The 26327-nt window shown below is 68.4% G+C and carries 25 protein-coding genes; 18 read left to right on the forward strand and 7 right to left on the reverse strand.

The genetic code is table 11. The annotated features are described in order from the left end of the window. Window positions 1-216 precede the first annotated feature (216 nt). Both GOY17_RS10710 and GOY17_RS10715 read left to right on the forward strand, forming a co-directional pair. On the forward strand, window positions 217-1539 hold the full coding sequence (locus GOY17_RS10710) for a sigma-54-dependent transcriptional regulator (protein ID WP_115841561.1): 1323 nt from the start codon (window positions 217-219) through the stop codon (window positions 1537-1539). Beyond that, the gene (locus tag GOY17_RS10715; protein WP_115841562.1) at window positions 1536-1754 is read left to right on the forward strand and encodes a hypothetical protein; all 219 of its coding nucleotides are present in this window, start codon (window positions 1536-1538) and stop codon (window positions 1752-1754) included. Before GOY17_RS10710 ends, GOY17_RS10715 begins: the two co-directional genes overlap by 4 nt. 82 nt (window positions 1755-1836) lie before the next feature. Here GOY17_RS10715 and GOY17_RS10720 read toward each other — a convergent pair whose 3' ends face one another. Next, complete coding sequence (locus GOY17_RS10720; RefSeq protein ID WP_198173654.1) at window positions 1837-3159, reverse strand: BON domain-containing protein; 1323 nt, start codon at window positions 3157-3159, stop codon at window positions 1837-1839. A 278-nt stretch (window positions 3160-3437) separates the two neighbouring features. On the opposite strand from GOY17_RS10720, the gene GOY17_RS10725 reads away from it, so the two are divergent. Continuing rightward, the gene (locus tag GOY17_RS10725) at window positions 3438-3623 is read left to right on the forward strand and encodes a hypothetical protein (RefSeq protein ID WP_157030397.1); all 186 of its coding nucleotides are present in this window, start codon (window positions 3438-3440) and stop codon (window positions 3621-3623) included. Between the two features lie 50 nt (window positions 3624-3673). Here GOY17_RS10725 and GOY17_RS10730 read toward each other — a convergent pair whose 3' ends face one another. Together GOY17_RS10730 and GOY17_RS10735 are read right to left on the reverse strand one after the other, a co-directional pair. Next, window positions 3674-5452, reverse strand: coding sequence for a hypothetical protein (locus GOY17_RS10730; RefSeq protein ID WP_157030398.1), 1779 nt, complete (start codon window positions 5450-5452; stop codon window positions 3674-3676). 19 nt (window positions 5453-5471) lie between these two features. Beyond that, the gene (locus GOY17_RS10735; RefSeq protein WP_115841565.1) at window positions 5472-6068 is read right to left on the reverse strand and encodes an NfuA family Fe-S biogenesis protein; all 597 of its coding nucleotides are present in this window, start codon (window positions 6066-6068) and stop codon (window positions 5472-5474) included. 116 nt (window positions 6069-6184) lie between these two features. Between GOY17_RS10735 and GOY17_RS10740 the strand changes: the two genes are divergently transcribed. After that, on the forward strand, window positions 6185-6526 hold the full coding sequence (locus GOY17_RS10740) for a 4a-hydroxytetrahydrobiopterin dehydratase (RefSeq protein ID WP_115841808.1): 342 nt from the start codon (window positions 6185-6187) through the stop codon (window positions 6524-6526). A 28-nt stretch (window positions 6527-6554) separates the two neighbouring features. After that, window positions 6555-6971 (forward strand): energy transducer TonB, encoded by a 417-nt coding sequence (locus GOY17_RS10745; protein ID WP_232338406.1) that lies wholly within the window; start codon window positions 6555-6557, stop codon window positions 6969-6971. Between the two features lie 3 nt (window positions 6972-6974). Here GOY17_RS10745 and GOY17_RS10750 read toward each other — a convergent pair whose 3' ends face one another. After that, complete coding sequence (locus GOY17_RS10750) at window positions 6975-7973, reverse strand: RluA family pseudouridine synthase (protein WP_157030399.1); 999 nt, start codon at window positions 7971-7973, stop codon at window positions 6975-6977. A gap of 443 nt (window positions 7974-8416) precedes the next feature. On the opposite strand from GOY17_RS10750, the gene rne reads away from it, so the two are divergent. Further along, window positions 8417-11635 carry a ribonuclease E gene (gene rne, locus GOY17_RS10755; RefSeq protein WP_157030400.1) on the forward strand — a complete coding sequence of 1073 codons (3219 nt, stop codon included), beginning with the start codon at window positions 8417-8419 and terminating at the stop codon, window positions 11633-11635. A gap of 118 nt (window positions 11636-11753) precedes the next feature. Here rne and GOY17_RS10760 read toward each other — a convergent pair whose 3' ends face one another. Further along, window positions 11754-12401, reverse strand: a complete 648-nt coding sequence (locus tag GOY17_RS10760; protein ID WP_115841569.1) for a response regulator — start codon at window positions 12399-12401, stop codon at window positions 11754-11756. A 236-nt stretch (window positions 12402-12637) separates the two neighbouring features. Between GOY17_RS10760 and GOY17_RS10765 the strand changes: the two genes are divergently transcribed. The 7 genes from GOY17_RS10765 to GOY17_RS10795 all read left to right on the forward strand — a co-directional run bounded on the left by GOY17_RS10765 (window position 12638) and on the right by GOY17_RS10795 (window position 21058). Further along, on the forward strand, window positions 12638-13447 hold the full coding sequence (locus GOY17_RS10765) for a M28 family peptidase (protein WP_198173655.1): 810 nt from the start codon (window positions 12638-12640) through the stop codon (window positions 13445-13447). A 54-nt stretch (window positions 13448-13501) separates the two neighbouring features. After that, entirely contained in the window at window positions 13502-14311 is an 810-nt protein-coding gene (locus tag GOY17_RS10770) for an isocitrate lyase/PEP mutase family protein (protein WP_157030402.1), read from the forward strand. A 203-nt stretch (window positions 14312-14514) separates the two neighbouring features. Then, the gene (gene lexA / locus GOY17_RS10775) at window positions 14515-15135 is read left to right on the forward strand and encodes a transcriptional repressor LexA (RefSeq protein ID WP_157030403.1); all 621 of its coding nucleotides are present in this window, start codon (window positions 14515-14517) and stop codon (window positions 15133-15135) included. Then, window positions 15135-15776, forward strand: a complete 642-nt coding sequence (gene imuA, locus GOY17_RS10780) for a translesion DNA synthesis-associated protein ImuA (RefSeq protein ID WP_157030404.1) — start codon at window positions 15135-15137, stop codon at window positions 15774-15776. The genes lexA and imuA overlap by 1 nt, the downstream gene beginning before the upstream one ends. A 9-nt stretch (window positions 15777-15785) precedes the next feature. Next, a complete protein-coding gene (locus tag GOY17_RS10785; protein WP_157030405.1) occupies window positions 15786-17240 on the forward strand; it encodes a Y-family DNA polymerase in 1455 nt (484 codons plus the stop codon). Window positions 17241-17250: 10 nt separating this feature from the next. Continuing rightward, window positions 17251-20529 (forward strand): error-prone DNA polymerase, encoded by a 3279-nt coding sequence (locus GOY17_RS10790; RefSeq protein ID WP_157030406.1) that lies wholly within the window; start codon window positions 17251-17253, stop codon window positions 20527-20529. A 112-nt stretch (window positions 20530-20641) separates the two neighbouring features. Next, window positions 20642-21058: a hypothetical protein gene (locus GOY17_RS10795; protein ID WP_157030407.1), complete on the forward strand. Its 417-nt coding sequence runs from the start codon at window positions 20642-20644 to the stop codon at window positions 21056-21058. A 38-nt stretch (window positions 21059-21096) separates the two neighbouring features. Here the strand turns inward: GOY17_RS10795 and GOY17_RS10800 are convergent, their stop codons facing one another. Further along, window positions 21097-21522: a hypothetical protein gene (locus GOY17_RS10800; RefSeq protein WP_157030408.1), complete on the reverse strand. Its 426-nt coding sequence runs from the start codon at window positions 21520-21522 to the stop codon at window positions 21097-21099. 98 nt (window positions 21523-21620) lie between these two features. Here GOY17_RS10800 and GOY17_RS10805 point away from each other — a divergent pair, with 98 nt between their 5' ends. Continuing rightward, window positions 21621-22406: a TSUP family transporter gene (locus tag GOY17_RS10805; protein ID WP_157030409.1), complete on the forward strand. Its 786-nt coding sequence runs from the start codon at window positions 21621-21623 to the stop codon at window positions 22404-22406. On the opposite strand, the gene GOY17_RS10810 is transcribed toward GOY17_RS10805, so the two are convergent. Then, complete coding sequence (locus GOY17_RS10810; protein ID WP_115841578.1) at window positions 22403-22600, reverse strand: hypothetical protein; 198 nt, start codon at window positions 22598-22600, stop codon at window positions 22403-22405. The genes GOY17_RS10805 and GOY17_RS10810 overlap by 4 nt on opposite strands. A 160-nt stretch (window positions 22601-22760) precedes the next feature. On the opposite strand from GOY17_RS10810, the gene GOY17_RS10815 reads away from it, so the two are divergent. The 4 genes from GOY17_RS10815 to ppk2 all read left to right on the forward strand — a co-directional run bounded on the left by GOY17_RS10815 (window position 22761) and on the right by ppk2 (window position 26294). Next, the gene (locus GOY17_RS10815) at window positions 22761-23303 is read left to right on the forward strand and encodes a hypothetical protein (RefSeq protein ID WP_157030410.1); all 543 of its coding nucleotides are present in this window, start codon (window positions 22761-22763) and stop codon (window positions 23301-23303) included. 123 nt (window positions 23304-23426) lie between these two features. After that, the gene (locus GOY17_RS10820) at window positions 23427-23711 is read left to right on the forward strand and encodes a hypothetical protein (protein WP_157030411.1); all 285 of its coding nucleotides are present in this window, start codon (window positions 23427-23429) and stop codon (window positions 23709-23711) included. Further along, window positions 23698-25374, forward strand: coding sequence for a SulP family inorganic anion transporter (locus GOY17_RS10825; protein ID WP_198173656.1), 1677 nt, complete (start codon window positions 23698-23700; stop codon window positions 25372-25374). Before GOY17_RS10820 ends, GOY17_RS10825 begins: the two co-directional genes overlap by 14 nt. Then, complete coding sequence (gene ppk2, locus GOY17_RS10830; protein WP_115841581.1) at window positions 25371-26294, forward strand: polyphosphate kinase 2; 924 nt, start codon at window positions 25371-25373, stop codon at window positions 26292-26294. The genes GOY17_RS10825 and ppk2 overlap by 4 nt, the downstream gene beginning before the upstream one ends. The last annotated feature ends 33 nt before the right edge of the window (window positions 26295-26327 follow it).

The following is a 26327-nucleotide window of genomic DNA, read 5'->3' on the forward strand; positions in this document are numbered from 1 at the left end:
ACGTGCCATGGTCGGCGGTCGACGCAAAGGCCGCGAAGGACGCGTGAAAAATCTTCGCGAACCTGACCGTAGCGATACTGGTGAGACGTTGTGAATGCCTTCACGGCGTGAAGGAACAACGCCGATCGCGAAGATGTTTCCTGCGGCATTGAATATTCTTCAAAGGGTCTTAACTTCGCCGCGACTACGCTGACGGCCTCAAGAGGGAGATCTCCAGTGCCGGCATCCTTGTTGATCGTCGACGACGATCGCGACTTCACTGCGTCCGCGGCCGACTTCGCCCGCCTTCGCGGCTTCCAGCCCTACGTGGCGCATTCGCTCGAGCAGTCCCGGCAGTTCAGCCACCTGCCGCCGCTCGACCTGCTGCTGCTCGACTTGGAACTGCCCGACGGCAACGGCATGGACCTGCTCGACGATCCGGCGCTTCCCGAACACGACCACGCGGTGATCGTCACCGGACAGCCGTCGGTGGAATCGGCGATCCAGGCGGTTTCACGTCCCGTCTACGACTACCTGCTCAAGCCGCTGTGCCCGGAACAGTTCGACGCGCTGCTGTCGCAGGCCGCCTCGGCCTACGCGCGGGCGCACGACATGCCGGTGCGCTTCGGCATGGTGGGACGCTGCGAATCGATGCGGCTGGTGACCGACGACATCGAACGCGTGGCGCCGTCGGACGCATCGGTGCTGATCACCGGCGAAAGCGGCACCGGCAAGGAGCTTGTCGCGCGCGCCGTGCACCAGCGCAGCGGACGGCCCGGCGCGTTCATCGCGGTGAATGCCGGTGCGATTTCGCCCGAGCTGCTCGCCAGCCATCTGTTCGGCCACGAACGCGGCAGCTTCACCGGTGCCAATGCCCGCCATGCCGGCTACTTCGAACAGGCGCACGGCGGCACGTTGTTCCTGGACGAGATCACCGAAATGCCACTGGCACTGCAGGTCTACCTGCTGCGCGTGCTCGAGACCGGCACCGTCACGCGCGTTGGCGGTTCGGAAAGCATTCCGGTGGACGTGCGCATCGTCGCGGCGACCAATCGCGATCCGCTCGGATCGGTCGATGCGGGAACGTTGCGCGAAGACCTGTACTACCGCCTGGCCGACTTCACCATCGCCATGCCCAGCCTGCGCGAACGCGGCGAGGACGTGCAGCTGCTCGCGCAGCATTTCCTCGATCTTCTCAACGTGCGGCACGCCACCAACAAACGCTTCGCCGATGGCACCGACCGCACGCTTCGCCGCCACGCGTGGCCGGGCAACGTGCGCGAGCTTCGCAGCGCGGTGCAGCGCGCGTTTCTCGCGAGCGACGACGGCATCCTGCGCATGCGGCCGAACGCGCGCCGCATGCGTGCCAACGATGCCGATCCCGGCGCGGTGACGTTCACCGTCGGCATGACCTACGCCGAGATCGAACATGAAATGCTCAGCCGCACGCTGGCCTACTTCGACAACGACCGCACGCGCACCGCGCGCGCGCTCGGGGTGAGCGTGCGGACGATCCACAACCAGCTGGCGCGCCTTCGCACGCGGGACGCCGAAGCGTGAGCGTGCCGCTGGACGATGCGACCGAACGCCAGTGGCGCCACGGCCTTCGCAACGAACTCAACGTGATCACGATGGCGGTGTCCACCGCGCTGGCGATGCTCGATCACGGTGCCGAACCCGAACGCATCCGCGAGCACCTCAAACGTGCCGAAGCCGGTTGCAAGCGCTGCCGCACGATGGTGATGGATCCGCGTGACGCAGCAGAGCATCCCTAGTTCGCTTGGCAAAACCTGTCGTCCCCAAAGAGAAAGGCCCGCGATTGCGGGCCTTTCTGTCCTCAGTGCGCTTCCCTGTTCGTCAGTGCTGGGAGCCGCCCTGGTTGTTGTCGCCACCGGTGCTGCGCGTGGACGACGAGCCGGTCGTGGTCGAGCCGCCGCTGCTGGCGGTCGTGCCGCTTGCGCGGGATGACGTCGACGAGGACGCCGAGCGACCCTGCGACTGCGACGAGCCCTGCGCCTGCGACGAGCCGGACTCGCTGGAGCGTCCGGACTGCGACTGCGACTGAACCTGGATGCGGTTGTCGACCTGCTTCACGCCGCTGCTCGCATCGGCCAGGTCTTCGGCGCGGTGCTTCATCCAGCGCTCGGTGACGGTACCTTCCAGCGTGATCACGCCGTTGACGCAACGCACGGTGATCTCGGTGGCGTCCAGATAATCATCTTCGGTCAGACGCTCGTTGATGTCCTCGAGCAGGCGTTCGTCCGAACGCGTGTACGAGCGCGGGCCCATGCCGCGGTAATTGCGGCTGTACTGGTCGCGCGACGACATCCCCGACGAGCTCCCGGACATCGAACGCTGGCGGCTGGAGCCCTGCGTGTCGCTGGGATATCCGCTGGCGTAGCCGCTGCTGCCGGAGCCCGAACCGTACTGGCTGCCGTAAGCCTGTTCGTCGGCGTAGCCGGACGAGAGGCCATAACCTTCGCCATAACCGCGTTCCCAGTTGCGATTGCCGGCGTGACGTCCGGACTCGCCGCCTTCGTAGCCGCGGTATTCGCGACCGCTGCCGTAGCCGTGCGAACCGGAACTGTGTTCGCCCTGCCCGTAGGCCTGCGTGCCGTAGCCGCGCTGGTTGCTGTAATCCTGCTGGCCTTCCTGGCGACGCTGGCTGCCGAAGTCGGAGCCCGACGCGCGGTAACGCCCCTGGCTGCCGTAATCCTCGCCTTGTTGCTGCGAGCGGTAGCTCTGGCTGCCATAGCCCTGGCTGCCCTGCGTGCCGTATGCACGATTGCTGCCGTAGTCACCGTGGCCGCGATCGCCATACTGGCCGCCGAACTCGCGTTCGCGTCCGTAGTCGCTGCCCTGGCGATCGTATTCGTTGCTGCCCTGCGCACCGTAGGTGCCCTGCTCGCCCCAGCGCTGCGATTCGCGACGCCCCTGCGACCAGTCCTGCTCATCGCGGCCCATGCCGCTGCCGTACTGCTGCCGGCCCATGCGGCCGCCGGTTTCGTAATCGCCCGCGTAGTGGCCCTGCGTGCGACCGGAACTGCTGTCGTCCCAGTCCTCGCCCGCGCCCCAGCGACGCGCGCCTTGCCCGTACTCCGAGCGACCCGACATGCCCGATTCCTGGCGCTGCTGGCGCAGACGCTCCTCGTACCGCCTGGATGCATCACGTTCGTTCATCGTTCCTCTCCTTCCACTCAACCAAGCACGTCCCGTCTCCAGGGCGCGCGCGCCCAGCCGCATCGCGTCTTGCGCAACGGCCTTGAATTCACCGGTTCCCGATCGCTCGTCGGTCACTGGACTACCCTCCTGTGTGGATGTGTGATTTCGCGCGCCTCGGCGGCAAACGCTCGCAGGCGGACTGTGCCGCGGCAGATGTAAAAACGGCGCGGACATCGTTCAGCGACGACGTAACAAGTCGCCGATGCGAATGCGGATTCATGCATGGAAAACGCAGGGTGCAGCGGATGCAGGAGCGTTCCGCAAAAGACATGCCAGCGCGCGATCGCACCAGGCGCGACCTGTGCGCGATCGCGCGCGGAAAAATTTCCGTCGGCGAAATTGTTTCCGTCGCGGTTTTCGTTGACGACGTTGCGCTAGCCCGCGAGCGCTTCGTTCGGTTCGGTTCAGTGACGAACGCGTGACATCGCATCGCAACGGCGCGCTGAACACGCGACATCGCGATGCGTGTGGTTTACGGCTTCACGCTGCCGTTGTCCTCCTGCAGCGCCGGCTTGAACGGAATGTCCGGCGGCGGACGCGCTTCGGCGGGCTGGTCGTTGAGGTTGGGATCGCTCAAACCGCAACTACCGCCAAGGCCGAGCATCGACACGACGCATTCGATGCGTTTGTTCGTGCCCGGGATCGGAATGGTTACCTTCTCGATGCCCTTGCGCACCCATTCGGCGAGCAGCGTTTCGTCCGGCACCCAGTACTTGTCGAACGAGGTCGGTTCGAAATCCGTCGGCTTGCGCTTGAGCCACGTGCCCGAACGATCGAGATCGCGGATTTCCTCCGTGATCGCGCCTGGCGGCCGGTTCGGCGATGCCGAGCCACCTGGTTCGGGCACGCGCACGCTGCCGTCGGCGTTGTACAGGCCCGGCGTCAGGCCGCGTTGCCCGCCCGGCGCATTGCGCGTGCTGGCGCCCCAGTCGTCGCCACGGCGCGGCGTGGACCACGTGCCCGGCGACGGCGTGGGGCTCGGACCCGCACCCGCGGTCGACGGCTGCGTGCCGCGGCCGGCCGCGGCCGGTGCGGTACCGGACGGAGCAGCGGACGAAGGTGCCGACGCCGTCCGCGCTGCGGGTGCATTCGACGATGCGGTCGACGGCGCATTCGAAGTGGTGGACGACGGCGCCGGCTGCGCTGTCGCAGCCGCGCTCGTCGCCACGGGCGCCGCAGGCGACGGCGTGGGTGCCGCTGGCGTCGGCGGCGTCGGGACCTCGCGCGTGCGGACGGTCTGTTCGGCCGCGCGCACCTGCGGGGTCGGGACGCTGGGTTCGGGCAGCGTCGGCACGGGAACGCGCGGCACCGGTACCGGCACCTCGCGCATCGTGATCTCGCGCGTGCGCTGCTGGATCGTCGGCGCCGCGATCTCGCGTGGCGTGATTTCGCGATGCACCGGCTGCACGGGTTCGGCGACGTCGGTCGTGCGCACCTGCGGCACGGGCGTGCGCAACTCGGGCGCCGCGAGCGTGGGTTGCGGTGGCTGGCGCCGGGTCGGCGGGAGCACGAACACGTCCGGCGTGTTCGGCACCGGTTCGCTCACGGTCACCGGCTGCGCCACCGGCGGTGGCGCCGGCGGCGGCAATTGGGGTTCGGGCACGTCGCGCTGGGCGATGTCGGGAAGTGGCGCGTCGATGCTTGGCGTCGGCAACGGCGGCGCGGGGACGGACGGCGCCTGCTGCGGCGCGGGTTGTGCCGCAGCGGCCTGTTGCGACGGCGCGGGTTGCGCGGGCGCCTGCGTGGCTTCGGGTTCCTGCGAGGGCTCGGCCGCGCCGCCGCCGGGTTCCTTCGGCGTGCCCGTGCCGACGTATTCGATCATCGTCACGTCCTCGCCCTGCGGCGCGGGCGCACTGACGGCCATGAAGCGCAGGTACATCAGGTACAGCAGCAGCGCGCTGAAGATGACGTGCCACAGGATCGTGAACGTCGCTGCGAACCAGTGCGTGCGACGGTCGTACTTGTCCCAGCGGTTGTCGTCGCGCGACCAGTCCTGGCGCATCAGCGTGGTGAACGCCTGCCACCGCGTCAGATCGCGCAGTCGTCGCGGACGCTCGGTCAGGGGACGCTGAAGGAAGACGGCGATGATCGCGTCGACGGTCGCACCGCGCACCGCGCCCACGCGCTCGGCCATGCCGTCGAACCACGTCTGCCAGCCCGGGGGAAACTCACCCGGCTTGCGCCGCAGGTGCGGCGCGACGAGCTGCAACCTTCGTTGCAGTGCGTGGATCAGATCGGCGGCGGAGAACATCTACGTCGCCGGGCCCGGGTCAGGCCGCGGAATCGCGACGGATGTAAGGCGCGTCGCCGGTATCGTGATCGGTCGCATCGCGCACTGCCGTCACGCCGGGCACCTTGCTCAGCAGCGTCTTCTCAATGCCCTGCTTCAGCGTCACGTCCGCCATGCCGCAGCCGTGGCAACCGCCACCGAAGCGGAGCACGACCACGCCGTCGGCCGTCACTTCCTGCACCGACACGTGTCCACGATGCGAGGCGAGCTGCGGGTTGATTTCCTGTTCGACGATCCAGTGCACGCGCTCGACCAGCGACGCCGAATCGGCCGGCGCCTCGCCCTTGATCTTCGGCGCGCGGATCTGCAGCTGGCCGCCGGTGGACTGGGTTTCGTAATCGATCTCCGCACCGTCCAGGTATTTCACGCTGGGCGCGTCGAGCCAGATCGTGAAGCCGTCGCAATCCACGGCCCACTCGTCGCCCTGCAGGTCGCCGGGTTCGGCGAACTCCAGCCGCACGTCGGCGCGCGGCGTACCGGCGTGCACCGCCGCCAGACGAACGCCGAGACCCGGAAGGGACTCGCGTTCGATCAGCTTGCGGAAATGGCGCTGGGCGGATTCGGAAATATTGATCATGGCGGTATTCTAGCGGGGTCCACGCATTCAGATGGCGCGGCCGTCACCTGCGATGGCCGACGATGCGTTCCATTCAGTCGGCCCGCCGGTCGCCCTCCCGCAAGGAGCCCCACTTCGTGAACGACCTCATTCCCCTCGCGCAGGCCCACTGCATCGCCCGCCGCGGCACCGAGCATCGCCTGAGCGAAGCGCGCGTGCGCGAACTGCTGCCGCAGATCCCGGGCTGGGAGGTGGTCGAGGACGGGCATGCGATCACCCGGACGTTCACCTTCGCCAACTACTACGAGACCATGGCGTTCGTGAACGCGCTGGCGTTCGTGGCCCATCGCGAGGACCACCACCCGGACCTCGGCGTGCACTACAACCGCTGCGTGGTGCGCTTTTCGACGCACGACGTCGGCGGCCTGAGCGAGAACGACTTCATCTGCGCCGCCAAGGCCCAGGCCCTCGCCGCCTGACCTTCCCGTCCCGTACGAGGCAGCCCGCATGGACTTCCCCCGCATCCGCATCGCACTGCTCGCCGGTTCCGTGCTCGCCATCGCCGCCTGTCAGCCGGAGGCGCCACCAGCGCCGGTCAAGACGACGGAGTTGATGGCGGTGGACACGCCGCCGCCGGGGTATCCCGAAGAACTCGCCTGCGACGACATCGGCGGGCAGGTGATCCTGGCGATGACGATCGGCGTGGATGGCAAGCCGAGTTCGGTCGAGGTCTTCCGCAGCAGCGGCGTGCCGCCGCTGGACCAGGCCGCGAAGGAAGGCGTCCGCACGTGGACGTTCAAGCCGGCGACCCGCGACGGACAGCCGCAGTCCTCGCGCCTGCAGGTGCCTGTGAACTTCAATCCGCCGGTGGAGCGTCCGCAGTCCTGCTTCGTACTCGACGAGAAGCGCCGGCGCGGCGGCTGAGGATCACGCCAGCCGGTCGAGGACGTCGATCAGTTCCGGCGCCAGCGGGGCATTGAGCAGGTACGGCGTCTTGCCGTCGTCGAGCGCGAATTCCAGCGTGGAGGCGTGAAGGAACAGGCGCTTCAGGCCGGCCTGCTCGCGTAGGCGCTTGTTGGCGTCCACCTCGCCGTACTTGTCGTCGCCGGCAACCGGATGCCCGATGTGCTGCGCGTGGACGCGGATCTGGTGCGTGCGGCCGGTCTCGATGCGCACTTCGCAGTACGACTGTCCGCCCCGGCGTTCGAGCACCTTGAAGTGGCTCAGCGATGGCTTGCCGGCCGCGTTCACCTGCACATGGCGCTCGCCGCCCTGGCGCAGGCCGATGTGCAGCGGAGCGTCCACGGTCATCACGCCGTCGGGCATGCGGCCGGTGAGAAGCGCCAGATACCGCTTGGAAATGCCGCCCTCCTCGCGCATCAGGGCCTGCAGCTCGGTGAGCGCCGAACGCTTCTTGGCGACGATGAGCAGGCCGGAGGTGTCGCGGTCGAGCCGGTGGACGAGCTCCAGCGTCTGCCCCGATCGCAGCGCGCGCAGCGACTCGATCGCGCCGTGGCTGATGCCGCTGCCACCGTGGCTGGCGAGGCCTGAGGGCTTGTTCAGCGCGAGCAGGCGGGCGTCCTCGAAGACGATCGCCGCTTCCAGCGCCTCCAGCAGGCCCTTCGGCGGCGCGGGGCGTTCACCGGCTTCGCCCAGGCGCACCGGCGGGATACGGACTTCGTCCCCGCCTTCGAGCTTGCGCTCGGCCTTGGCGCGACCGCCGTTCACCCGGACCTGCCCGGAGCGCACGATCTTGTAGACCAGCGACCGCGGGGCGCCCTTCAGCTGGCCCAGCAGGAAGTTGTCCAAGCGCTGCCCGGCGCGGTCGTCGGGCACGCGGACGGTGCGGACCTGGCCGGACTCGTTTGCCGGACGCGGCGCGGAGCCGGTCCTGCCCGGCCTGTCGTTGGGGTCTGAATGGGTCATCCGAAGGGGGTTATCTGTTACACTCGCGACGCGAGATAAGGTTTTGATTTCGCAGGAAGTTACTTCACAAAGGCCGAAAGCCCTTTCCTGCGATTCCGGTCCGCGCCTAACCACTGCCCCCGGGGCAGCCATGTTAGCAGCGATGGCCCGGCGGAACCCGACATTGCCGGAGCGGGTCAAACCGCCCGTGATGAACACGTCCCGCGCGGCGTTCGCGCCGCCGGTCCCTAAGCTGTCTTGAAAGAAACAATTAAGCGCTCCCGCGGCGTGCCGTGGTGTCGTAGCGCTGGAAAACTTGAGGCCGCAGCGCCAGGCCCCGCCCAACGGCGACCGGCGCGCGGCTTGCGGTATCCAGAGGCGAAACGCCCCACGGCGTTCCGCGGCTGCAGGACGCGCATGCGTCCCGCGCCGACCACGCGCAGGAGCGCGCGAGGAACGCACCAATGAAGCGAATGCTCATCAACGCGACGCAGGCGGAAGAACTGCGCGTCGCCATCGTCGACGGCCAGACCCTGTACGACATCGACATCGAACAGCCGGCCAAGGAACAGAAGAAGTCCAACATCTACAAGGGCCGCATCACCCGGCTCGAACCCTCCCTCGAAGCGGCCTTCGTCGAATACGGCGCGGAGCGCCACGGCTTCCTGCCGCTGAAGGAAATCTCCCGCGATTACTTCCAGGCCGGCGTCGACCACAACAAGGCCGGCCTGCGCGAACTGCTGCGCGAAGGCCAGGAAATCGTCGTCCAGGTCGACAAGGAAGAGCGCGGCAACAAGGGCGCGGCGCTGACCACGTTCATCTCGCTGGCCGGCCGCTACATGGTGCTGATGCCGAATTCGCCCACCGCCGGCGGCGTGTCGCGCCGCATCGAGGGCGAGGATCGCGCCGAGCTCAAGCGCGCGATGGATGCGCTGAACATCCCCGACGACATGGGGGTGATCATCCGCACCGCCGGCGTCGGTCGCGATGCCGAAGAACTCCAGTGGGACCTCGACTACCTGCTGCAGGTGTGGAAGTCCGTCGCCGAGGCCGCGCTGAGCAAGCCCGGCCCGTTCCTGATCTACCAAGAATCGCGCCTGATCATCCGCGCCCTGCGCGACTACATGCGCCCGGACATCGGCGAGATCCTCGTCGATACGCCGGAGATGTACGCCGAGGCGCGTGATTTCGTCGAGCAGGTGATGCCGCACAACCTGCGCAAGCTCAAGCACTACACCGACGACACGCCGCTGTTCAACCGCTTCCAGATCGAATCGCAGATCGAGAACGCCTACGAGCGTGAAGTCCGCCTCCCCTCCGGCGGCGCGCTGGTGATCGACCAGACCGAGGCGCTCACGGCGATCGACGTGAACTCCGCGCGCGCCACCAAGGGCGGCGACATCGAAGAGACCGCCTTCAACACCAACCTGGAGGCGGCCGAGGAAGTCGCGCGCCAGATGCGCCTGCGCGACCTGGGCGGCCTGGTGGTGATCGACTTCATCGACATGTCGTCGAACAAGCACCAGCGCGAGGTCGAGAACCGCCTGGCGCACGCACTCAAGCAGGACCGCGCGCGCGTCCAGATCGGCCGCATCTCGCGCTTCGGCCTGCTCGAACTGAGCCGCCAGCGCCTGCGCCCGAGCCTGGGCGAATCCAGCCAGCTGGTGTGCCCGCGCTGCGAAGGCCACGGCCGCATGCGCAGCGTCGAGTCGCTATCGCTGTCGATCCTGCGCCTGGCCGAAGAACACGCGATGAAGGAAAACACCGGCCAGGTGCTGGTGCAGGCGCCGACCGAGATCGCCAATTACCTCCTGAACGAGAAGCGCCGCGCGCTCAGCGAGATCGAGAAGCGCCACGACGCGCCGATCGTCATCGTCGCCGACGAGCAGCTGCACACGCCGCATTACGAAGTCACGCGCATCCGCGAGAACGAGCTGGGCGAAGAGTCGAACAAGCCGAGCTACCAGCGCGGCACCCCGCGCAAGCTGCCGACGCACTCGCTGACCAAGGCGCACCTGAACATCCCGGCCGCGCCGGCGGTGACCAACGTCAAGCCGGCCCAGCCCGCTCCGCTGCGCGAGCCGCGCGAGCAGCAGGTCGCCGCGCCGGCGCCCGCCCCGGCTCCGGCACCGGTCGCCGCCCCGACACATTCGATCGGCGTGGTCGAGCGCATCCTGCGTTTCTTCCGCGGTACGAGTTCGCCCATCGCGGTGGAACCGACGCCGGCCGCGCGTCCACAAGACAATCGTGGCGGTCGCAACGAACGCGGTGATCGCAACGACAAGCGTCGTGACGGCCGCAACGGCAAGCAGGGCCGCGATGGCCGCCGCGACGATCAGCCGCGTCGCGAGGAGAATCGCCGTGATGAGCCGCGTCGCGACGAACGCCGCGACGAGCAGCGCCGCGAGAAGCAGCCGCAGCAGGCCCAGCAGCAGAAGCAGCCGAAGCAGCAGCAACAGCAGCCCAAGCAACAGCAGCAACAGCAGAAGCAGCCGAAGCAGCAACAGTCGCAGCAGTCGCAGCAGCAGGCTCAGGCGCAGCAGTCGCAGATCGAAGAGCGCGTCCAGCAGTCGGCCGCCGAGGCCCGTCCGCCGCGGAACGAGAACCGCCCCGCTCCGGCGAAGGCCGAAGTGAAGTCGGACGTCGTCAAGGCCGAAACGCCAGCCACGACGGCAGCGGACGTGGCGCTGGTCGCGCCGGCCGTCGTCGCAGCCGCGGTGACTGCCTCGGACACCACCGAAGCCGCAACGCCTGCGGTCGTGCAGACGGGTGAAGCCGTCGCCCATGCCGATGCCACCCAGGGCGAAGGCGCTGGCGAAGGCGGCAGCCGTCGCCGTCGCGGCCGTCGCGGTGGCCGTCGTCGTCGTCGTGGCGGTGGCGACGCCGCTGCAGGCACCGACGAGGCGCAGCTGCACGACGAGCATGACGACGCTTCGCTCCTCGACGACGAGGACGACGCGCACGAAGCGAATGCCGCCGAAGGTACGGCCCCGGCGCCGGTCGCGCAGCGTTCGCAGCCCGAGTTCGATTTCGACGACGAGCCCGCGACTCCTTCGGCCGCGCCGTCGAACGTGACGCACACGCCCGCGACCCCGGCTCCGGTGGCGACGCCGGCGCAGGCCGCCGTGGCGACCGTTGCCGCCGTTGCGGTGGCGACGGGCGAAACCGCTGCGCCGAAGGCCGATCAGCCGCCGGTCGCCGCGCCCCCGGAACCGCAGGCCCCGGCCGAACCGGCCGTCGTCGTCGAGCAGCCGGTCGTGGTGCCCGAGCCCGTTCCGGAACCGGAAAAGGTCGAAGAGCCGGCCGTGATCGATCCGGCGCCGATCGCACCGGCCGAAGACGCGCGTCCGCAGAAGCAGGCCGAGGCGGAAACCACCGAGTCGCGTCCGCAGGCTTCGACGCCGTCCGCTGCGCCGCTCGCCAATGGCGACGTCCCGCGCACCGCCGGCCTGTTCGATTCGCTGCCGCACGACACTCGCGCGCCGGCCGCCGAAACCGCGCCGGTCCCGGCGCCGGTGGAAGCATCGGTCGCTGGCGAGTCGCAGGCTGACGAAACCGCGCCGGACACCGTTGCCGTAGACGCCGACGAGGCAGCGCCCTCCCCGGCCGAAGCCGCCGCCGAACACGTCCACGCAGCCGCGCAGGGCGAAGGCGAGCGCAAGCAGGAATCCGGGCACGTCTGATCGCCCGGTTCCATTTGCTGGAAACAAAAAACCGGCTGCCTTCGGGCAGCCGGTTTTGTTTTGGGCGCGACGCAAACTTGTGGACCCCCACCTTCGCGGGGATGACAGCAGGAGCCGATCAGATCGCCCGCGTCGGATCCATGATCCCGTAGCGGCTCGCAAGACGCGCCAGCGCAATGCTGTCGCCGATGTCGAGCTTTTCGAACAACCGCGCCTTGTGCGTGTTGACCGTCTTCGCGCTCAGGCTCAAACGCTTGGCGATGACGTCCTGGCGCAGGCCCTGGATCAGCATCAGCGCGATCTCCATCTCGCGGGGCGACAGGCTGTCGAACGGCGATGCGCCGCCATCGATGCCGGCCAGCGCGAGGTTCTGCGCGATCCCGTTGGCGAGGAAACGCTTGCCGCGCGCGACTTCGCGGATTGCACGGAGCAGTTCCGCGGCATCGCCGCCCTTGCCGACGTAGCCCGATGCGCCGGCTTCCAGCAGGCGCTTGGGCATCGGCCCGTCCTGCAGCACCGACACGATGATCACGCGCGCGGCCTGTTCGCTCTTGACGATGCGCTCGGTGACTTCCAGGCCGCTCAGGCCCGGCAGGTGCAGGTCGCACAGCACCACGTCCGGCTTGAGCTTGCGGATCAGCGGCAACGCTTCCTCGCCGCTTTCCGCGTCGCCGACGACCTCGATGTCGTTCTCGCCCGACAGGATCAGGTTCAGCCCCGTCCTCACGAGCGCGTGGTCGTCGATGATGAAAACCCGGATTTCCATTCCACTCTCCGTTGGTATGCGTGTGCCCGCTGCGCGTGGATGGCCCTTCCGGCCCATTCCATGTCCCCTGGCCTGGGGCACACTGAACCGGATTCTAACGGGGACCCCCACCAATGCACCGACTGTTAGTTGCGACGCTCCCGATCCTTTTTCTCAGTGCCTGCGCCTCGCCGGCACCCGTTACGCAGACCACGCCCAGCACGGCGAGCGTCGAGCAACCGGCTGCGACGCAGTGGTTGTCCGACGTCCGCACCATTAGCGACGCCGGCGAAAACGCGCAGCGCCGTGAAGCGATCGCCACCCGCCTCGACGCGCTCGGCGTGATCTGGCGCAAGGCGCCTTTCGAAGCCAGCGGCAAGGCCGGCGAGAACCTCATCGCCGAGGTTTCCGGCGCCGCCAATGCCCCGCTGCTGCTGATCGGCGCGCATTCCGACCGCGTCGCCGTCGGCCACGGTGCGACCGACAACGCGTCGGGCAGCGCTTCGGTGCTCGCGCTGGCCGAGCGTTTCCAGCGCCAGCCGCTGAAGCACCATCGCGTTGCCATCGCCTTCTGGGACCTGGAAGAAGAAGGCCTGCTGGGCTCCAAGGCCTTCGTGGCCGACGGCTCGACCAAGCCGGCGCTGTACGTGAACTTCGACGTGTTCGGCTGGGGCGACACGCTGTGGATGATGGCGCCGGGGCAGGCCCAGGCCGCGCTGGTGGACAGCAGCCGCACCGCCACGCAGGCGCTGCAGCTGGGCTTCTCCCCGGGCGAACAGTATCCGCCCACCGATCACCTGCCCTTCCTGCGCGCCGGCTGGCCGGCGGTGTCGTATTCGCTGGTGGGTGCGGACGAGATCACGCAGGTGCTCGCCGCCTATGCCGGCAAGAAGCCGCACACGCCGGCGAAGGTGATGCGCGTGATCCACACCGATCAGGACGTGATCGGCCAGATCGACGCCGCGGCCGCCGTGCGCGGCGTCGACGCGGTCGAGCGTGCGCTGCGCGACTGGGATGCGAAGGGTGTCACGGCGTCGCCCACTACGACGTCCGAAAGCAGCCGGTAAGGGTCGCGTCTCGCGGCGACCATCGGCTTCCCATATCGACCGTCGAGGTTCCCCATGCACGCCAGCAACGCCGAACACGCCGCCCGTTTCCGCAACCTGCACACGCGCGGCGTGCTGCGCCTGGCCAATGCATGGGACGCCGGCAGCGCCCGCCTGATCGAAAGCCTCGGTGCGCCCGCCATCGCCACGACCAGCGCGGGCGTGGCATGGGCGCGCGGTTACGTGGACGGCGACGTGCTGCCGATCGAGCGCCTGCTCGACACGGCAAGGGAGATCGCACGCGTCATCCGCGTGCCGCTGTCCGTCGACATGGAAGGCGGTTATTCCGACGATCCGGCCGTCGTCGCCACGAACGTGGTGCGCGCGGCCGACACCGGCGCGGTCGGCATCAACATCGAGGACGGCAGCGGTTCGCCCGATGCGTTGTGCGCGAAGCTCTCGCGCATCCGCGACGCGCTCGCCGCGCGCGGGCTCGACGTCTACGTCAACGCCCGCACCGACGTGTATCTGCGCGGCCTGGCGCCGCCGGACGCGCGCGTGGCGATGGTGCTCGAACGCGCCGCACGCTATCGCGAGGCCGGTGCCGACGGCCTGTTCGTTCCCGGCCTGATCGAAGCGGGCGCGATCGGCGACATCGCCTCCGCCGCGGGATTGCCGCTCAACGTGATGCTGCGTCCGGGATTACCCGCGCTCGAGGAACTGGACGCCCTCGGCGTGCGCCGGCTCAGCGCGGGCTCGGACCTGGCCGAAGCAGTGTTCGCGCACGTGGGCACGCTGGCCAGCGCGTTCCTTCAGGACGGCCGCGCCGCGCCCGGCGAGCGCATGGCCTACGGCGCGGTCAATGCGCTGTTCGCCGATCGCTGAGACGCATTGATCGGCCATCGGTCCGACAAGGTGACGGCGGCCGGTTGTTTCACGGCTTGGTTGCGCCTCAACAAACAGCCGCAACCTTTTGATTACGCAGCGTCGCAGCCGGTGATACACCGCCGCGCTTAGATCGGCCAAAGCCCGGGCTTGCCCGCGGCCGTGAAGGTAAATAGATTTTTACCTCGACCAGGGCCGTATAGATGTCCGACCTCACCGCTCGCCAGGCGCAGATCCTCGCCTTCATCCAGGATCACACCCATGCCGAGGGCCTGCCTCCGACGCTGCAGCAGATCGCCGATGCGTTCGGCTTCCGACAGGCGTGCGCGGCGCACAAGCACGTCCGGCGGCTGGAACAGGCCGGGCACCTGCAGGTGCGTCCGAACCAGGCGCGCGGCATCCGGCTCGCCACATCCCGGCCCAAGCCGCAGCGCGACGACGACCGGCTCACCCTCGCCGTCCTCGGCCGCGTCGCCGCGGGCGCGCCGATCGGTGCCGATGCGCATGTCGAACGCGAACTGCACATCGATCGCGCGCTGTTCTCCACCGTGCCGGACTACCTGCTGCGCGTGCAGGGCGATTCGATGCGCGAGGAAGGCATCTTCGATGGCGATCTGGTCGCCGTGAAACGCACGAGCGATGCGCGTGACGGACAGATCGTGATCGCGCGCATCGACGAGGAAATCACCATCAAGCGCCTGGAGCGCAACGCACGCGGCATCCGCCTGTTGCCGCGCAATCCCGACTACCCGCCCATCGACGTGCCACCCGGCAGCGATTTCGCGATCGAAGGGCTCTACTGCGGCCTGGTGCGCACCGACTGATGGGCGCGCAGATCGTCCCGCTCGAATCGCTGCTGTCCGCGCGCACCGTCTGGCGCGCGGGGCGACAGGCCGCGCCTGCGCCGCTGGGCGAATCGACGGGTTTTGCCGCACTCGACGCCCTGCTCCCGCACGGCGGATGGCCGCAGGGCGCGCTGAGCGAGTTGCTGATTCCGGTGGAAGGCGTGGGCGAATTGACGCTGCTGATGCCGACGATCGCGCGGATGACGCAGGCCGGCCGCCTCGTCGCGCTGATCGCGCCGCCGTTCTGTCCGTATGCGCCGGCGTGGCAACGCGCGGGCGTGGATCTTCGCTATCTGGAAATCGTCGACACGAACGCACAGTCCGGTTCGAAAAGCGCGCTGTGGGCCTTCGAACAATGCCTGCGCAGCGCCGCGTTTTCGGCCGTGCTGGGCTGGCCATCCAATGCCGACGGTCCGGCGTTGCGTCGATTGCAGGTGGCCGCCGATACCGGCGAATGCCTCGGCTTCGCCGTGCGCGACAGCCGGCACGCCGACAACCCCTCGCCCGCCGCGCTTCGCATCGAGCGCGTCGAAAACGACTGGCGCATCCGCAAATGCCGCGGCGGCCAGGTTCCCTCGCAAGGATTCGCGCCACCGCTGCACGCCGGCTTGCCCGGCTGAGGTCCTGCCGTGCTCTGGGCCTGCATCCGCCTGCCGCACCTGGCGCTCGACGCCGTCCTGCGCGACGTCGACGACCGCACGCACCCGCTCGCCCTGGTCACCGGGCCGGCACAACTGCGCACGCTGCTGTCGGTCAACGCGTCCGCGGCCGAAGCCGGCCTGCGCCCCGGCATGCGACTGACCGCCGCGAACGCGCTGTGCGCGCAGGCGACGCTGCGCGATCACGACGAACAACGCGACGCACGCGCGCATCGCTTCCTCGCCGCGTGGGCGTACCGGCACAGTTCGCTGGTGAGCGCGCAATGGCCGGGCGCGATCGTGCTGGAAGCCAGCGCGAGCTTCCGCCTCTTCGGCCCCTGGCCGCAGCTGGAAGCGAAGTTGCGGCGCGAACTCGACGCACTCGGCTTCCAGCACCGCATCGCATTGGCGCCAACACCGCGTGCCGCGCAGGTGTTCGCCGGATTGCGTGACGGCTACGCGCTGTCCGATCGCAATGCGCTTGCATCGACGCTCGATCGCGTGCCGATCCGCCGCGCCGCGCTGCCCGACGAAGCCGGCGTGCGGTTGCACCGCATGGGCATCGGCTCGCTGAAGGAACTGCGCGAACTGCCGCGCGATGGCATCCGCCGCCGTTTCGGGCTGCCACTGCTGGAGCACCTCGATCGCCTCTACGGCATCGCCGACGATCCGCTGGATTGCTACCAGCCGCCCGATCATTTCGATTCGCGCGTGGAGCTCGGCTACGAGGTCGAAAGCCACCAGGCGCTGTTGTTCCCGCTGCGGCGACTGGTCAACGACCTCGCCGTGTACCTGTCCACGCGCGACGGTGGCGTGCAGCGGTTCGTGATCCGGCTGGAACACGAAGTGCTCCGGCGCGAGGCCGGCGTGCGCGAGAAAAGCCACACCGACGTGCAGGTCGGCCTGCTCGCCGCCGAGCGCGATGCGTCGCTGCTGATGGACATCGCACGCAATCGGCTGGAACAGGCGTCGATCGACAAACCCGTCGTCTGCCTGCGCCTGCTCGCGCGCGAACTGCCGCCGTTCGTGCCCGCCGCGCGCGACCTGTTCGACACGCGCCCCTCGCAGGCGATGCCATGGCCGCAACTGCGCGAACGCCTGCGCGCGCGGCTCGGCGACGACGCGGTGTACCGCATCGCGCCGACGGGCGATCCACGCCCCGAACGCGCCTGGCGCGCCGCAGGCATCGACGAGGACGCCGCGTGCAATGCGCCCGCGCCCGTGCGTCCGCCCCGCCCCACGTGGCTGCTGGAGCATCCGGTGCCGCTGCGGCAGTCCGGCCTGCGCATCGTGTCCGGGCCGGAGCGGCTCGAAAGCGGCTGGTGGGACGACGACGACGTCCGCCGCGATTACTACGTGCTGGAAACCCCGCAGGGCCAGCGCGCCTGGGCATTCGCCGATCCGGGCAAGCGCGGCGAATGGATGCTGCACGGCTGGTTCGCATGAGCACACGTGCATGAGCTGGGACGACGCCATCGACGGCGTGGATCGCGAAACGCCCGGCGATCGCGTGCCACGTGCGTTGCAGGTCGGCCTGCGCCTTCGCCACGCGGCCAACGACGACGTCGACGACGACGCGCCGCCGTACGCCGAACTGCATTGCCTGTCCGACTTCAGCTTCCTGCGCGGCGCCGCAAGCGCGGAGGAACTGTTCGAACGCGCCCGCCACTGCGGTTACCAGGCTCTGGCGATCACCGACGAGTGCTCGCTCGCCGGCATCGTGCGCGGGCTGGAAGCGTCCAGGGCGACGAACGTGAAGTTGATCGTCGGCAGCGAATTCCGCCTGGTCGACGACACGCGTTTCGTCCTGCTGGTCGAAAATGCCGCCGGCTACACGCGGTTGTGCGAACTCATCACGCGCGGGCGCCGTGCCGCCGGAAAAGGCACGTACAAGCTCACGCGCGCAGACGTGGAAGCGGTGTTCGGAATCCAAGACCCCGGCGTGTTCGCGCTGTGGCTGCCCGATCACGCGCCGGGCAAAGCTCCGGACGAACCGGCCGGCCGCTGGTTGCGCACGGTGTTCGGCGAGCGCACGCACCTGGCCGTCGAACTGCATCGTGAAGACGACGACGATGCGCGCCTGCACATGCTGATGACGCTGGCCGCTGCGCTCGACATGACGCCGGTCGCGTGCGGCGACGTGCACATGGCCACGCGTCGTCAGCGCATGCTGCAGGACACGATGACCGCGATCCGGCACAACCTGCCGCTGGACGAATGCGGCGCGCACCTGTTCCGCAACGGCGAGCGCCACCTGCGCGCGCGGCGCACGATCGCCAACATCCATCCGCACGGCCTGCTCGATGCGGCGGTAATACTCGCCGCGCGCTGCACGTTCCAGCTCGACAAGGACCTCAAGTACGACTACCCGTTCGAACTGGTGCCCGATGGCGAAACACCCGCCTCGCACCTGCGCAACCTGACGTTCGCCGGCATGCGCCGTCGCTGGCCCGAAGGCGTTCCGGCGAAGATCGTCGGGCAGATCGAATCGGAGCTCGCGCTCATCGCCGAGCTGAAGTACGAAGCGTTCTTCCTCACCGTCGAGGACATCGTCCGTTTCGCCAACAGCCGGAACATCCTCTGCCAGGGGCGTGGGTCTTCGGCCAATTCAGCCGTGTGCTACGCGCTGGGCATCACGTCGGTGGATCCTGCCGAAAGCCGTCTGTTGATGGCGCGCTTCCTGTCGAAGGAGCGCAACGAGCCGCCCGACATCGACGTGGACTTCGAGCACGAACGCCGCGAGGAAGTGCTCCAGTACGTCTACAGCAAGTACGGTCGCGAACGCGCCGCGCTGGCGGCGACGGTGATCCGCTACCGCGGCAAGAGCGCGGTGCGCGATGTCGCCAAGGCGTTCGGTTTGCCGCCGGACCAGGTCGCGCTGCTCGCCGGCTGCTACGGCTGGGGCAACGCCGGCACCGAGATGGAACAGCGTCTGCTCGAGTCCGGCTTCGATCCGAAAAACCCGCTGATCCAGCGCGTGCTGGTCGTGACCGCGCAACTGGAAAACCATCCGCGCCATCTCTCGCAACACGTCGGCGGCTTCGTGGTTTCGCAGGCGCCCTTGTCGACGGTGGTGCCGGTAGAAAACGCGGCGATGGACGACCGCACGATCATCCAGTGGGACAAGGACGACCTGGAGACGATGAAGCTGCTGAAGGTCGACTGCCTGGCGCTGGGCATGCTGACCTGCATCCGCAAGGCGCTGGACCTGGTGGAAAAACACCGCGGCCGGCGTTACGAACTCGCCACGGTCCCCAAGGAAGACAAGCCCACCTACGCGATGATCCAGCGCGCCGACACGGTGGGCGTGTTCCAGATCGAATCGCGCGCGCAGATGACAATGCTGCCGCGCCTGAAACCCGAGAAGTTCTACGACCTCGTCATCGAAGTGGCGATCGTGCGACCGGGACCGATCCAGGGTGGCATGGTGCATCCGTACCTGCGACGGCGCATGGGCAAGGAACCGGTGGAATATCCGTCGCCCGAAGTCGAGGAAATCCTCAAGCCCACGCTCGGCGTACCGCTGTTCCAGGAGCAGGTGATGGAGCTGGTGATGCATGCCGGCTACAGCGACGACGAAGCCGACCGGCTGCGGCGATCGATGGCCGCCTGGCGCGTGGGCGGCGACATGGAGCCGCATCGCGTGCGCATCCGCGAATGCATGCGCAAAAAGGGATATTCCGAAACCTTCATCGAGCAGATCTTCGAGCAGATCAAGGGCTTCGGTTCGTACGGCTTCCCGCAGAGCCACGCGGCCTCGTTCGCCAAGCTGGTCTACGTGAGCTGCTGGTTGAAGCGCCACGAACCGGCGGCGTTCGCATGCGCGCTGCTGAATTCTCAGCCGATGGGCTTCTATTCGCCCAGCCAGATCGTGCAGGACGCGCGGCGCGGTTCGCCCAGACGCGCGCCGGACGAATTCGCCAGCGAGATCGAACGCGCGCGTGCGATGCGCGAAGCCGTCGACGTGCTGCCGGTGGACGTCATGCACAGCGACTGGGATTGCACGCTCGTCGGTGGCGACGAACGCACGCAGCCGGCGATCCGCCTCGGGCTGCGCGAGGTCAAGGGGCTGTCCGAAACATCGGGCAAGGCGATCGCGGCCGCGCGTGCGCGTCGTGCATTCACCGACCTGCAGGACCTGCGTCAGCGCGCCGGCCTGGACGAGAAGACCTGCAAGGCACTGGCCGAGGCCGACGCGCTGAAAAGCCTGGTCGGCCATCGCCACAACGCGCGCTGGTCGGTCGCGGGGCTCGAACGCCGCCGGCCGCTGCTGCCCGGCAGCCCGGACGAGGACGACATCGCCCTGCCCGCGCCGCGCATTGGCGAGGAAATCCTGTCCGATTACCGCGCCACGGGCCTGAGCCTGTCGTCGCATCCGATGGCGCTGCTGCGTCCGCACCTGGAAGCGCAGCGCATCAAGGGATCGCGCGAGCTGCGCGACACGCGCCACGGCCGCGGCGTGCACGTCGCCGGGCTGGTCACGCAGCGCCAGCGTCCGGCCACGGCGAAGGGCACGATCTTCGTCACGCTGGAAGACGAGCACGGGATGATCAACGTGATCGTCTGGCCCGACCTCGCCGCGCGCCAGCGCAAGCCGCTGCTGGATTCCACGCTGCTGTCCGTGCGCGGCCGCTGGGAGCGCGTGGACGGCGTCGAGCACCTCATCGCCGCCCACCTGACCGACCTGAGCGGGATGCTGGGCGAACTGCAGTCGCCGTCGCGGGATTTCCGCTAGCGACAATCACCGGGCTGAATCCCCGCGCGAATGTCCGGTCGAGCCCGCTCGCCACGTCAAACTCGATGTCGGCCCCTTCGGGCCGCGCATCCCCCTGCAGCCGAGGCTGTCCGTGGACGCACCCCGCTACTTCGTCACCTTCCTCGATCCGCGCACCGGCGAGGCGCGCACGCGCGTGTTCGGGCGTTTCGCCGATCCCGAGCTGGCCGACCGCGTCGCACGGGCGCAACTGACTGAGGCCGGTTGCGAAGTGCTCGACGTGCGTGCCGAAACCCCGGTGGAAGCGCTGCGCCATCGCATCTCGCGCTCGATCACACGCACGCTGCGCATCGCACTGGGCACCGGGCTCACGCTGCTGGCCTACCACGCGCTGTTCATGCGCACAGGCCCGCGCATCAGCGACATGCCGCTGGGCCGCCTCACGCTCGGCATGCTGCTGACCTTCGGCTTCCACGGCGTGTTGATGATCGCCGCGCTGGTGTTCTGCTGGGACATCGCCTTCGGCGAAGGGCCTTATAACGGGCGGTGATCCGTACGCGCACCCCGGGTGCGCTCCGCTTACCCGGGCTACAAGAGCTGGCGCTCTCCTTTGCGGACGTCATCGCGCTTTCCGCCGTCATGCCGCTTTTCAGCTGTCATCCCCGCGAAGGCGGGGATCCATCGTTCCGGCGCATCACGCTGGCGGGAAGCGCGCCATCGCTGAAAGATGGATTCCCGCCTTCGCGGGAATGACGAGCAAAGGCAGCACGCCTGCGGAAAGCGTGCCATTGCTGAAGAATCGATTCCCGCCTTCGCGGGAATGACGAGCAAGGCCATCTCGCGGGCGGAAAGCGTGCCATTGCTGAAGAATGGATTCCCGCCTTCGCGGGAATGACGAGCAAAGGCAGCACGCCGGCGGGAAGCGTGCCATTGCTGAAAGATGGATTCCCGCCTTCGCGGGAATGACAGCAACAAAGCAAAGCCGCGATCCCCACCTTCGGCCTGATCACGCATTCGCGGGAACGACAGCAGAAAGCCCTCTCGCGTCGCGACGCACCGTCCACGAAACGCCCGCCTTACAATGCCCGCCCCTCCCCGCGCGCGGACACCCGATGGAACTGGCCACCGACACGATCGCCCTGCTCATGGCGATCGCCTTCGTCGCCGGTCTCATCGACGCCATCGCGGGCGGCGGCGGGCTGCTGACCATCCCCGCGCTGATGGCCGCCGGCATTCCCCCGGTCAACGCCATCGCCACCAACAAGCTGCAAAGCAGCTTCGGCACCGCGAGCGCGGTGGTCGCCTTCGCGCGCAAGGGGCGCATCGATTTCCGGCGGTTCCTGAAGCCCGCGCTCGGCGCCTTCGTCGGCTCGGCGCTGGGCGCGTGGACGTTGCAGCGCTTGAACCCGGCGTTCCTGGCGGGCCTGATTCCGATGCTGCTGATCCTGATGGTGGTGTATTTCCTGCTCGCGCCGAAGGCCAGCGAGGAAGACCGCCAGGGCCGCATGGGACCGATCGCGCTGGTGGCGATCGTCTCGGCGATCGGCTTCTATGACGGCTTCTTCGGCCCGGGCACCGGCTCGTTCCTGACCACCGCGCTGGTGGCGCTGTTCGGGCTGGGGCTGGTGTCGGCCACCGCGCACACCAAGTTCCTGAACCTCTCCAGCAACATCGCCGCGCTCATCACGCTGGTGATCGGCGGCCACGTGCTGTGGACCGTCGGCCTGCTGATGGCGGTGTCGAGCATTGCCGGCGGCCAGGTCGGCGCGCACCTGGCGATGCGCGTGGGCGGCAAGGTGATCCGCCCGCTGCTGGTGACCATGTCGCTGCTGCTCACGATGAAGCTGCTGTCCGATCCCGCCAATCCGCTGCGCGCGTTCGTGATGGCGCACGCCTAGCGACTGCGCGCCTCCTGGCAGGTCGCGCTGCGCAGCGCGACTTCCAGCTTGTACGGCGTGGTAGCGCTCGATACGGCCGAGCGGCATTCGTCGACCGCGCGGGTTGCTACGGCCATCGACCCTAGCACCGCCAGCGATGCGATCGCGACGACGCCCAGGATCAGCTGGCGTCGGCTGGGAAACGTGTCGGTCATGGGCGGCCTCCTCCTCTCTCCGGATATCGGCAGGCCCCGGCGGGACTTTCGGCCAGATTGGGCCCTTCGCCGGCGTGGCCGGTCGGGGCGAGGCCGTTGCGTTCGGCTTATACGAGTGGCCGCCGAACCGCGGCCTGACGCCCTCGAACGGGAGAGACAGATGACCAGGTGGATCGCTCTGGGATGTACCGCCGCCCTCGCCTGCGGCCATGCCGCCCCGTCGCACGCCCAGACCACTGCGGCCGCGACCTCGGCACCCGCGCCAGCCGCCAAGGCCGCCGCCCATGACAACCGCATGGTGCTGGCCGACAACGAGTCCTTCCTGATGCCGCTGGACGACGCGAAGAACGTCCATCCGGACTACCCGCAGGGCCTGCTCGCGCAGAACCTGCCGCCGCGCACCGTCTGCCTGATGGTGGGCATCAGCGAGAAGGGTGCGGTGACCGTGGTCCACAAGGCGCCCGCATCGGAATACTGCGCCACCGATGCCGAACCCGAGTTCCTCGCGGCGTCGGAAACCGTGGCGAAGACGTGGAAATTCGATCCCGCGCTGCGCTGTGTCTTCCGCAACGTGGAGGACAAGGAACGCGCGAATGCCAGTTGCGCCGGCGGCAAGAGCGTCCCGCAGGCGGTCACCCTGACCTATCGGATCCGCTTCGAGCAGGTCAACGGACAGCCGAAGGTGCACGTGATCGGCGGCTGACGGAAACGCCGCGCGCCGCGCCCGGGCATCGATCGTCCGCGCACGTGGGCCAAGGGCCAATACCGGCGCCCGCAGCCCGGTCCTATGGTGGTGGCATGTCGCGGTGGCCGCGAGGAGCCCCCCATGCCCGAGGAACACGACGACGCCGTGCTGCAGACGCTGCTGGACCGGCTGCTCCGGTTCCGGCTTCCGCGCGCGCTCGCGGTCAAGCAGCGCGTCGATGCGGGCGAATGCCTCACCGACGAGGACATCACCTTCCTCAAGGCCGCGCTGGACGATGCGAAGAGCGGCCAGCAGTACGTCAAGCGCAATCCGCAGTTCCATGAACTCGGCGCGCGGATTTCGCAGCTGTACGCCGACATCGTGAACAAGGCGCTGGAGAACGAACAGGAACGTGGCCGTCGCTGAGTCGCCCGTGCCGGGGACCAGGCCGCTGCGCGGCGACGTCGTCGCGGGGCTCACCGCCGCTGCGGTCGTGATCCCGAAGGCGATGGCGTACGCGACCATCGCCGGCCTGCCGATCGAAGTCGGCCTCTACACCGCGTTCGTGCCGATGCTGGTGTACGTGCTGCTTGGCACGTCGCGGCCGTTGTCGGTCAGCACGACGACGACCATCGCCATCCTCACCGGCGCGGAACTGTCGATGATCGTGCCCGACGCCGATCCGGCGCGGCTCATCACCGTCACCGCGACGCTCACGCTGATGGTCGGCGCGATCCTCATCGCCGCGTCGCTGCTGCGGCTGGGTTTCGTCGCGAACTTCATTTCGCTGCCGGTGCTGGTGGGATTCAAGGCCGGCATCGGTGTGGTGATCATCGTCGACCAGCTGCCGAAACTGCTCGGCCTGCATTTCGACAAGGGCACGTTCCTCCACAACATCGGCGAGGTCGTGCGCGGGCTCGGACATCTGTCATGGCCGACGCTGGCGGTGGGCCTCGGCACCATCGCGTTGCTGACGTTGATCGAACGCTTCCGGCCGCAATGGCCGGCACCATTGATCGCCGTCGCGGCCGCGATCGCGGGTGCCGGATTGCTCGGATGGCAGGCCCACGGCATCGATCTGGTCGGCACGGTGCCCAGCGGATTCCCGCACCTGACGATGCCAGACCTCGATCTCGTCGAGCAGCTTTGGCCCGGCGCGTGCGGCATCGCGCTGATGAGCTTCACCGAAACCATCGCCGTCGGCCGCGCGTTCCAGGCGCCGCACGAGCCGCTGCCGCGCGCGAACCGCGAACTGCTCGCCACCGGCGCGGGAAACGCGGTCAGTGCGTTCTTCGGCGCGATGCCGTCCGGCGGCGGCATGTCGCAGACGGCGGTGAACCGCCGCGCCGGCGCGCGCAGCCAGATGGCGCAGGTGTTCACCGCGGGCGCGACGGTCGCCACGATGCTGCTTCTCGCGCCGCTGATCGGGCTGATGCCGCACGCGACGCTGGCCGCGCTCGTCATCGTGTATTCGATCGGCCTGATCCATCCGGCCGATTTCCGCGACATCCTGCGCGTGCGCCGTACGGAATTCCTGTGGGCGCTGGCGGCTTTCGCCGGCGTGATGCTGCTCGGCACGCTCAAGGGCATCCTCGTGGCGATCGTGGTGTCGCTGGTGGCGCTCGCGCAGCAGGCCGCCGATCCGCCGGTGCGCGTGCTCGGCCGCAAGCGCGGCACGAACGTGTTCCGCCCGCCATCGCCCGAGCATCCCGACGACGAAACCTTCCCCGGCCTGCTCCTGCTGAAGCTGGAAGGCCGGCTGTTCTTCATGAACGCCGAACGCGTGGCGGACAAGATCCGGCCGCTCATCGCGCAACATCGCCCGCGCTACGTCGTGATCGACATGTCCGGCCTGTTCGACCTGGAGTACTCCGCGCTCAACGCGCTGGTCGAGGCCGAGCGCCGCTATCGCGCCGCGGGCGTGCAGCTGGTGCTGGCCGAACTCAATCCCGAGGTCTACGCGATGGTCCAGCGCTCGCCGCTGGGCCAGGTGCTGGGCGAGGAACGGATGCTGTTCAACCTTGAAGTCGCGGTTGCGCGCCTGCAGGCAGCCGCGGCCGCGCCACGTCATGCGGAGTCGCCGACATGAAACGCAGCAAGTCCGAAGCCGTATCCCCCGACGGGAACGGCAAACGCGCCGCGAAGAAGACCGAAGCGAAGAAGAAGCACGCTTCGACGAACCACGGGAAGGCGAAACCCGAGGAATCGAAGGCCGCCGCAGCCAAACAGGACACCGGCCGCATGAAGCGCAGCGAGTACGAGGACCAGCTGGAGCGGCTTCACGTCGAACTGGTGAAGCTGCAGCAATGGGTCGTCGCCAAGGGGCTGCGCGTGTGCATCGTGTTCGAAGGCCGCGACACCGCCGGCAAGGGCGGCACCATCAAGGCGATCACCGAACGCGTAAGCTCGCGCGTCTTCCGCGTCATCGCGCTGCCGGCGCCGAGCGATCGCGAACGCAGCCAGATGTACATCCAGCGCTACGTGCGCTATCTGCCTGCCGCGGGCGAGATCGTGATCTTCGATCGCAGCTGGTACAACCGCGCCGGCGTCGAACGCGTCATGGGCTTCACGCCCGAGGACAAGGTGCGCACGTTCCTGCAGATCGTCCCGCTGATGGAGAAGACGATCGTCAAGTCGGGCGTGATCCTGCTCAAGTACTGGCTGGAGGTGAGCGAGGAGGAACAGGAGCGCCGCCTGAAGGAACGCGCCAACGACGGCCGCAAGACCTGGAAGCTCTCGCCGATGGACCTGAAGTCCTACAGCCGCTGGTACGACTACTCGCGCGCGCGCGACGACATGTTCGCCGCCACCGACACGCCGCATGCACCGTGGTACGTCGCACGCACCGACGACAAGCGCCGCGGGCGTTTGAACATCATCCGGCACCTGCTCGAACACGTGCCGTACGAAGAGCTTCCGCGCGAGAAGGTGAAGTTCCCCAAGCGCCAGAAACGCGGCGATTACACCCCGCCGGATTACCCGTACAAGTACGTCGAAGAGCGCTATTGAGCGCGTAGCGGCGCCGATTCTTCAGGTGCCGCA

It is taken from the genome of Lysobacter soli, from assembly GCF_009755585.1.
Classification (GTDB): domain Bacteria; phylum Pseudomonadota; class Gammaproteobacteria; order Xanthomonadales; family Xanthomonadaceae; genus Lysobacter_J; species Lysobacter_J soli.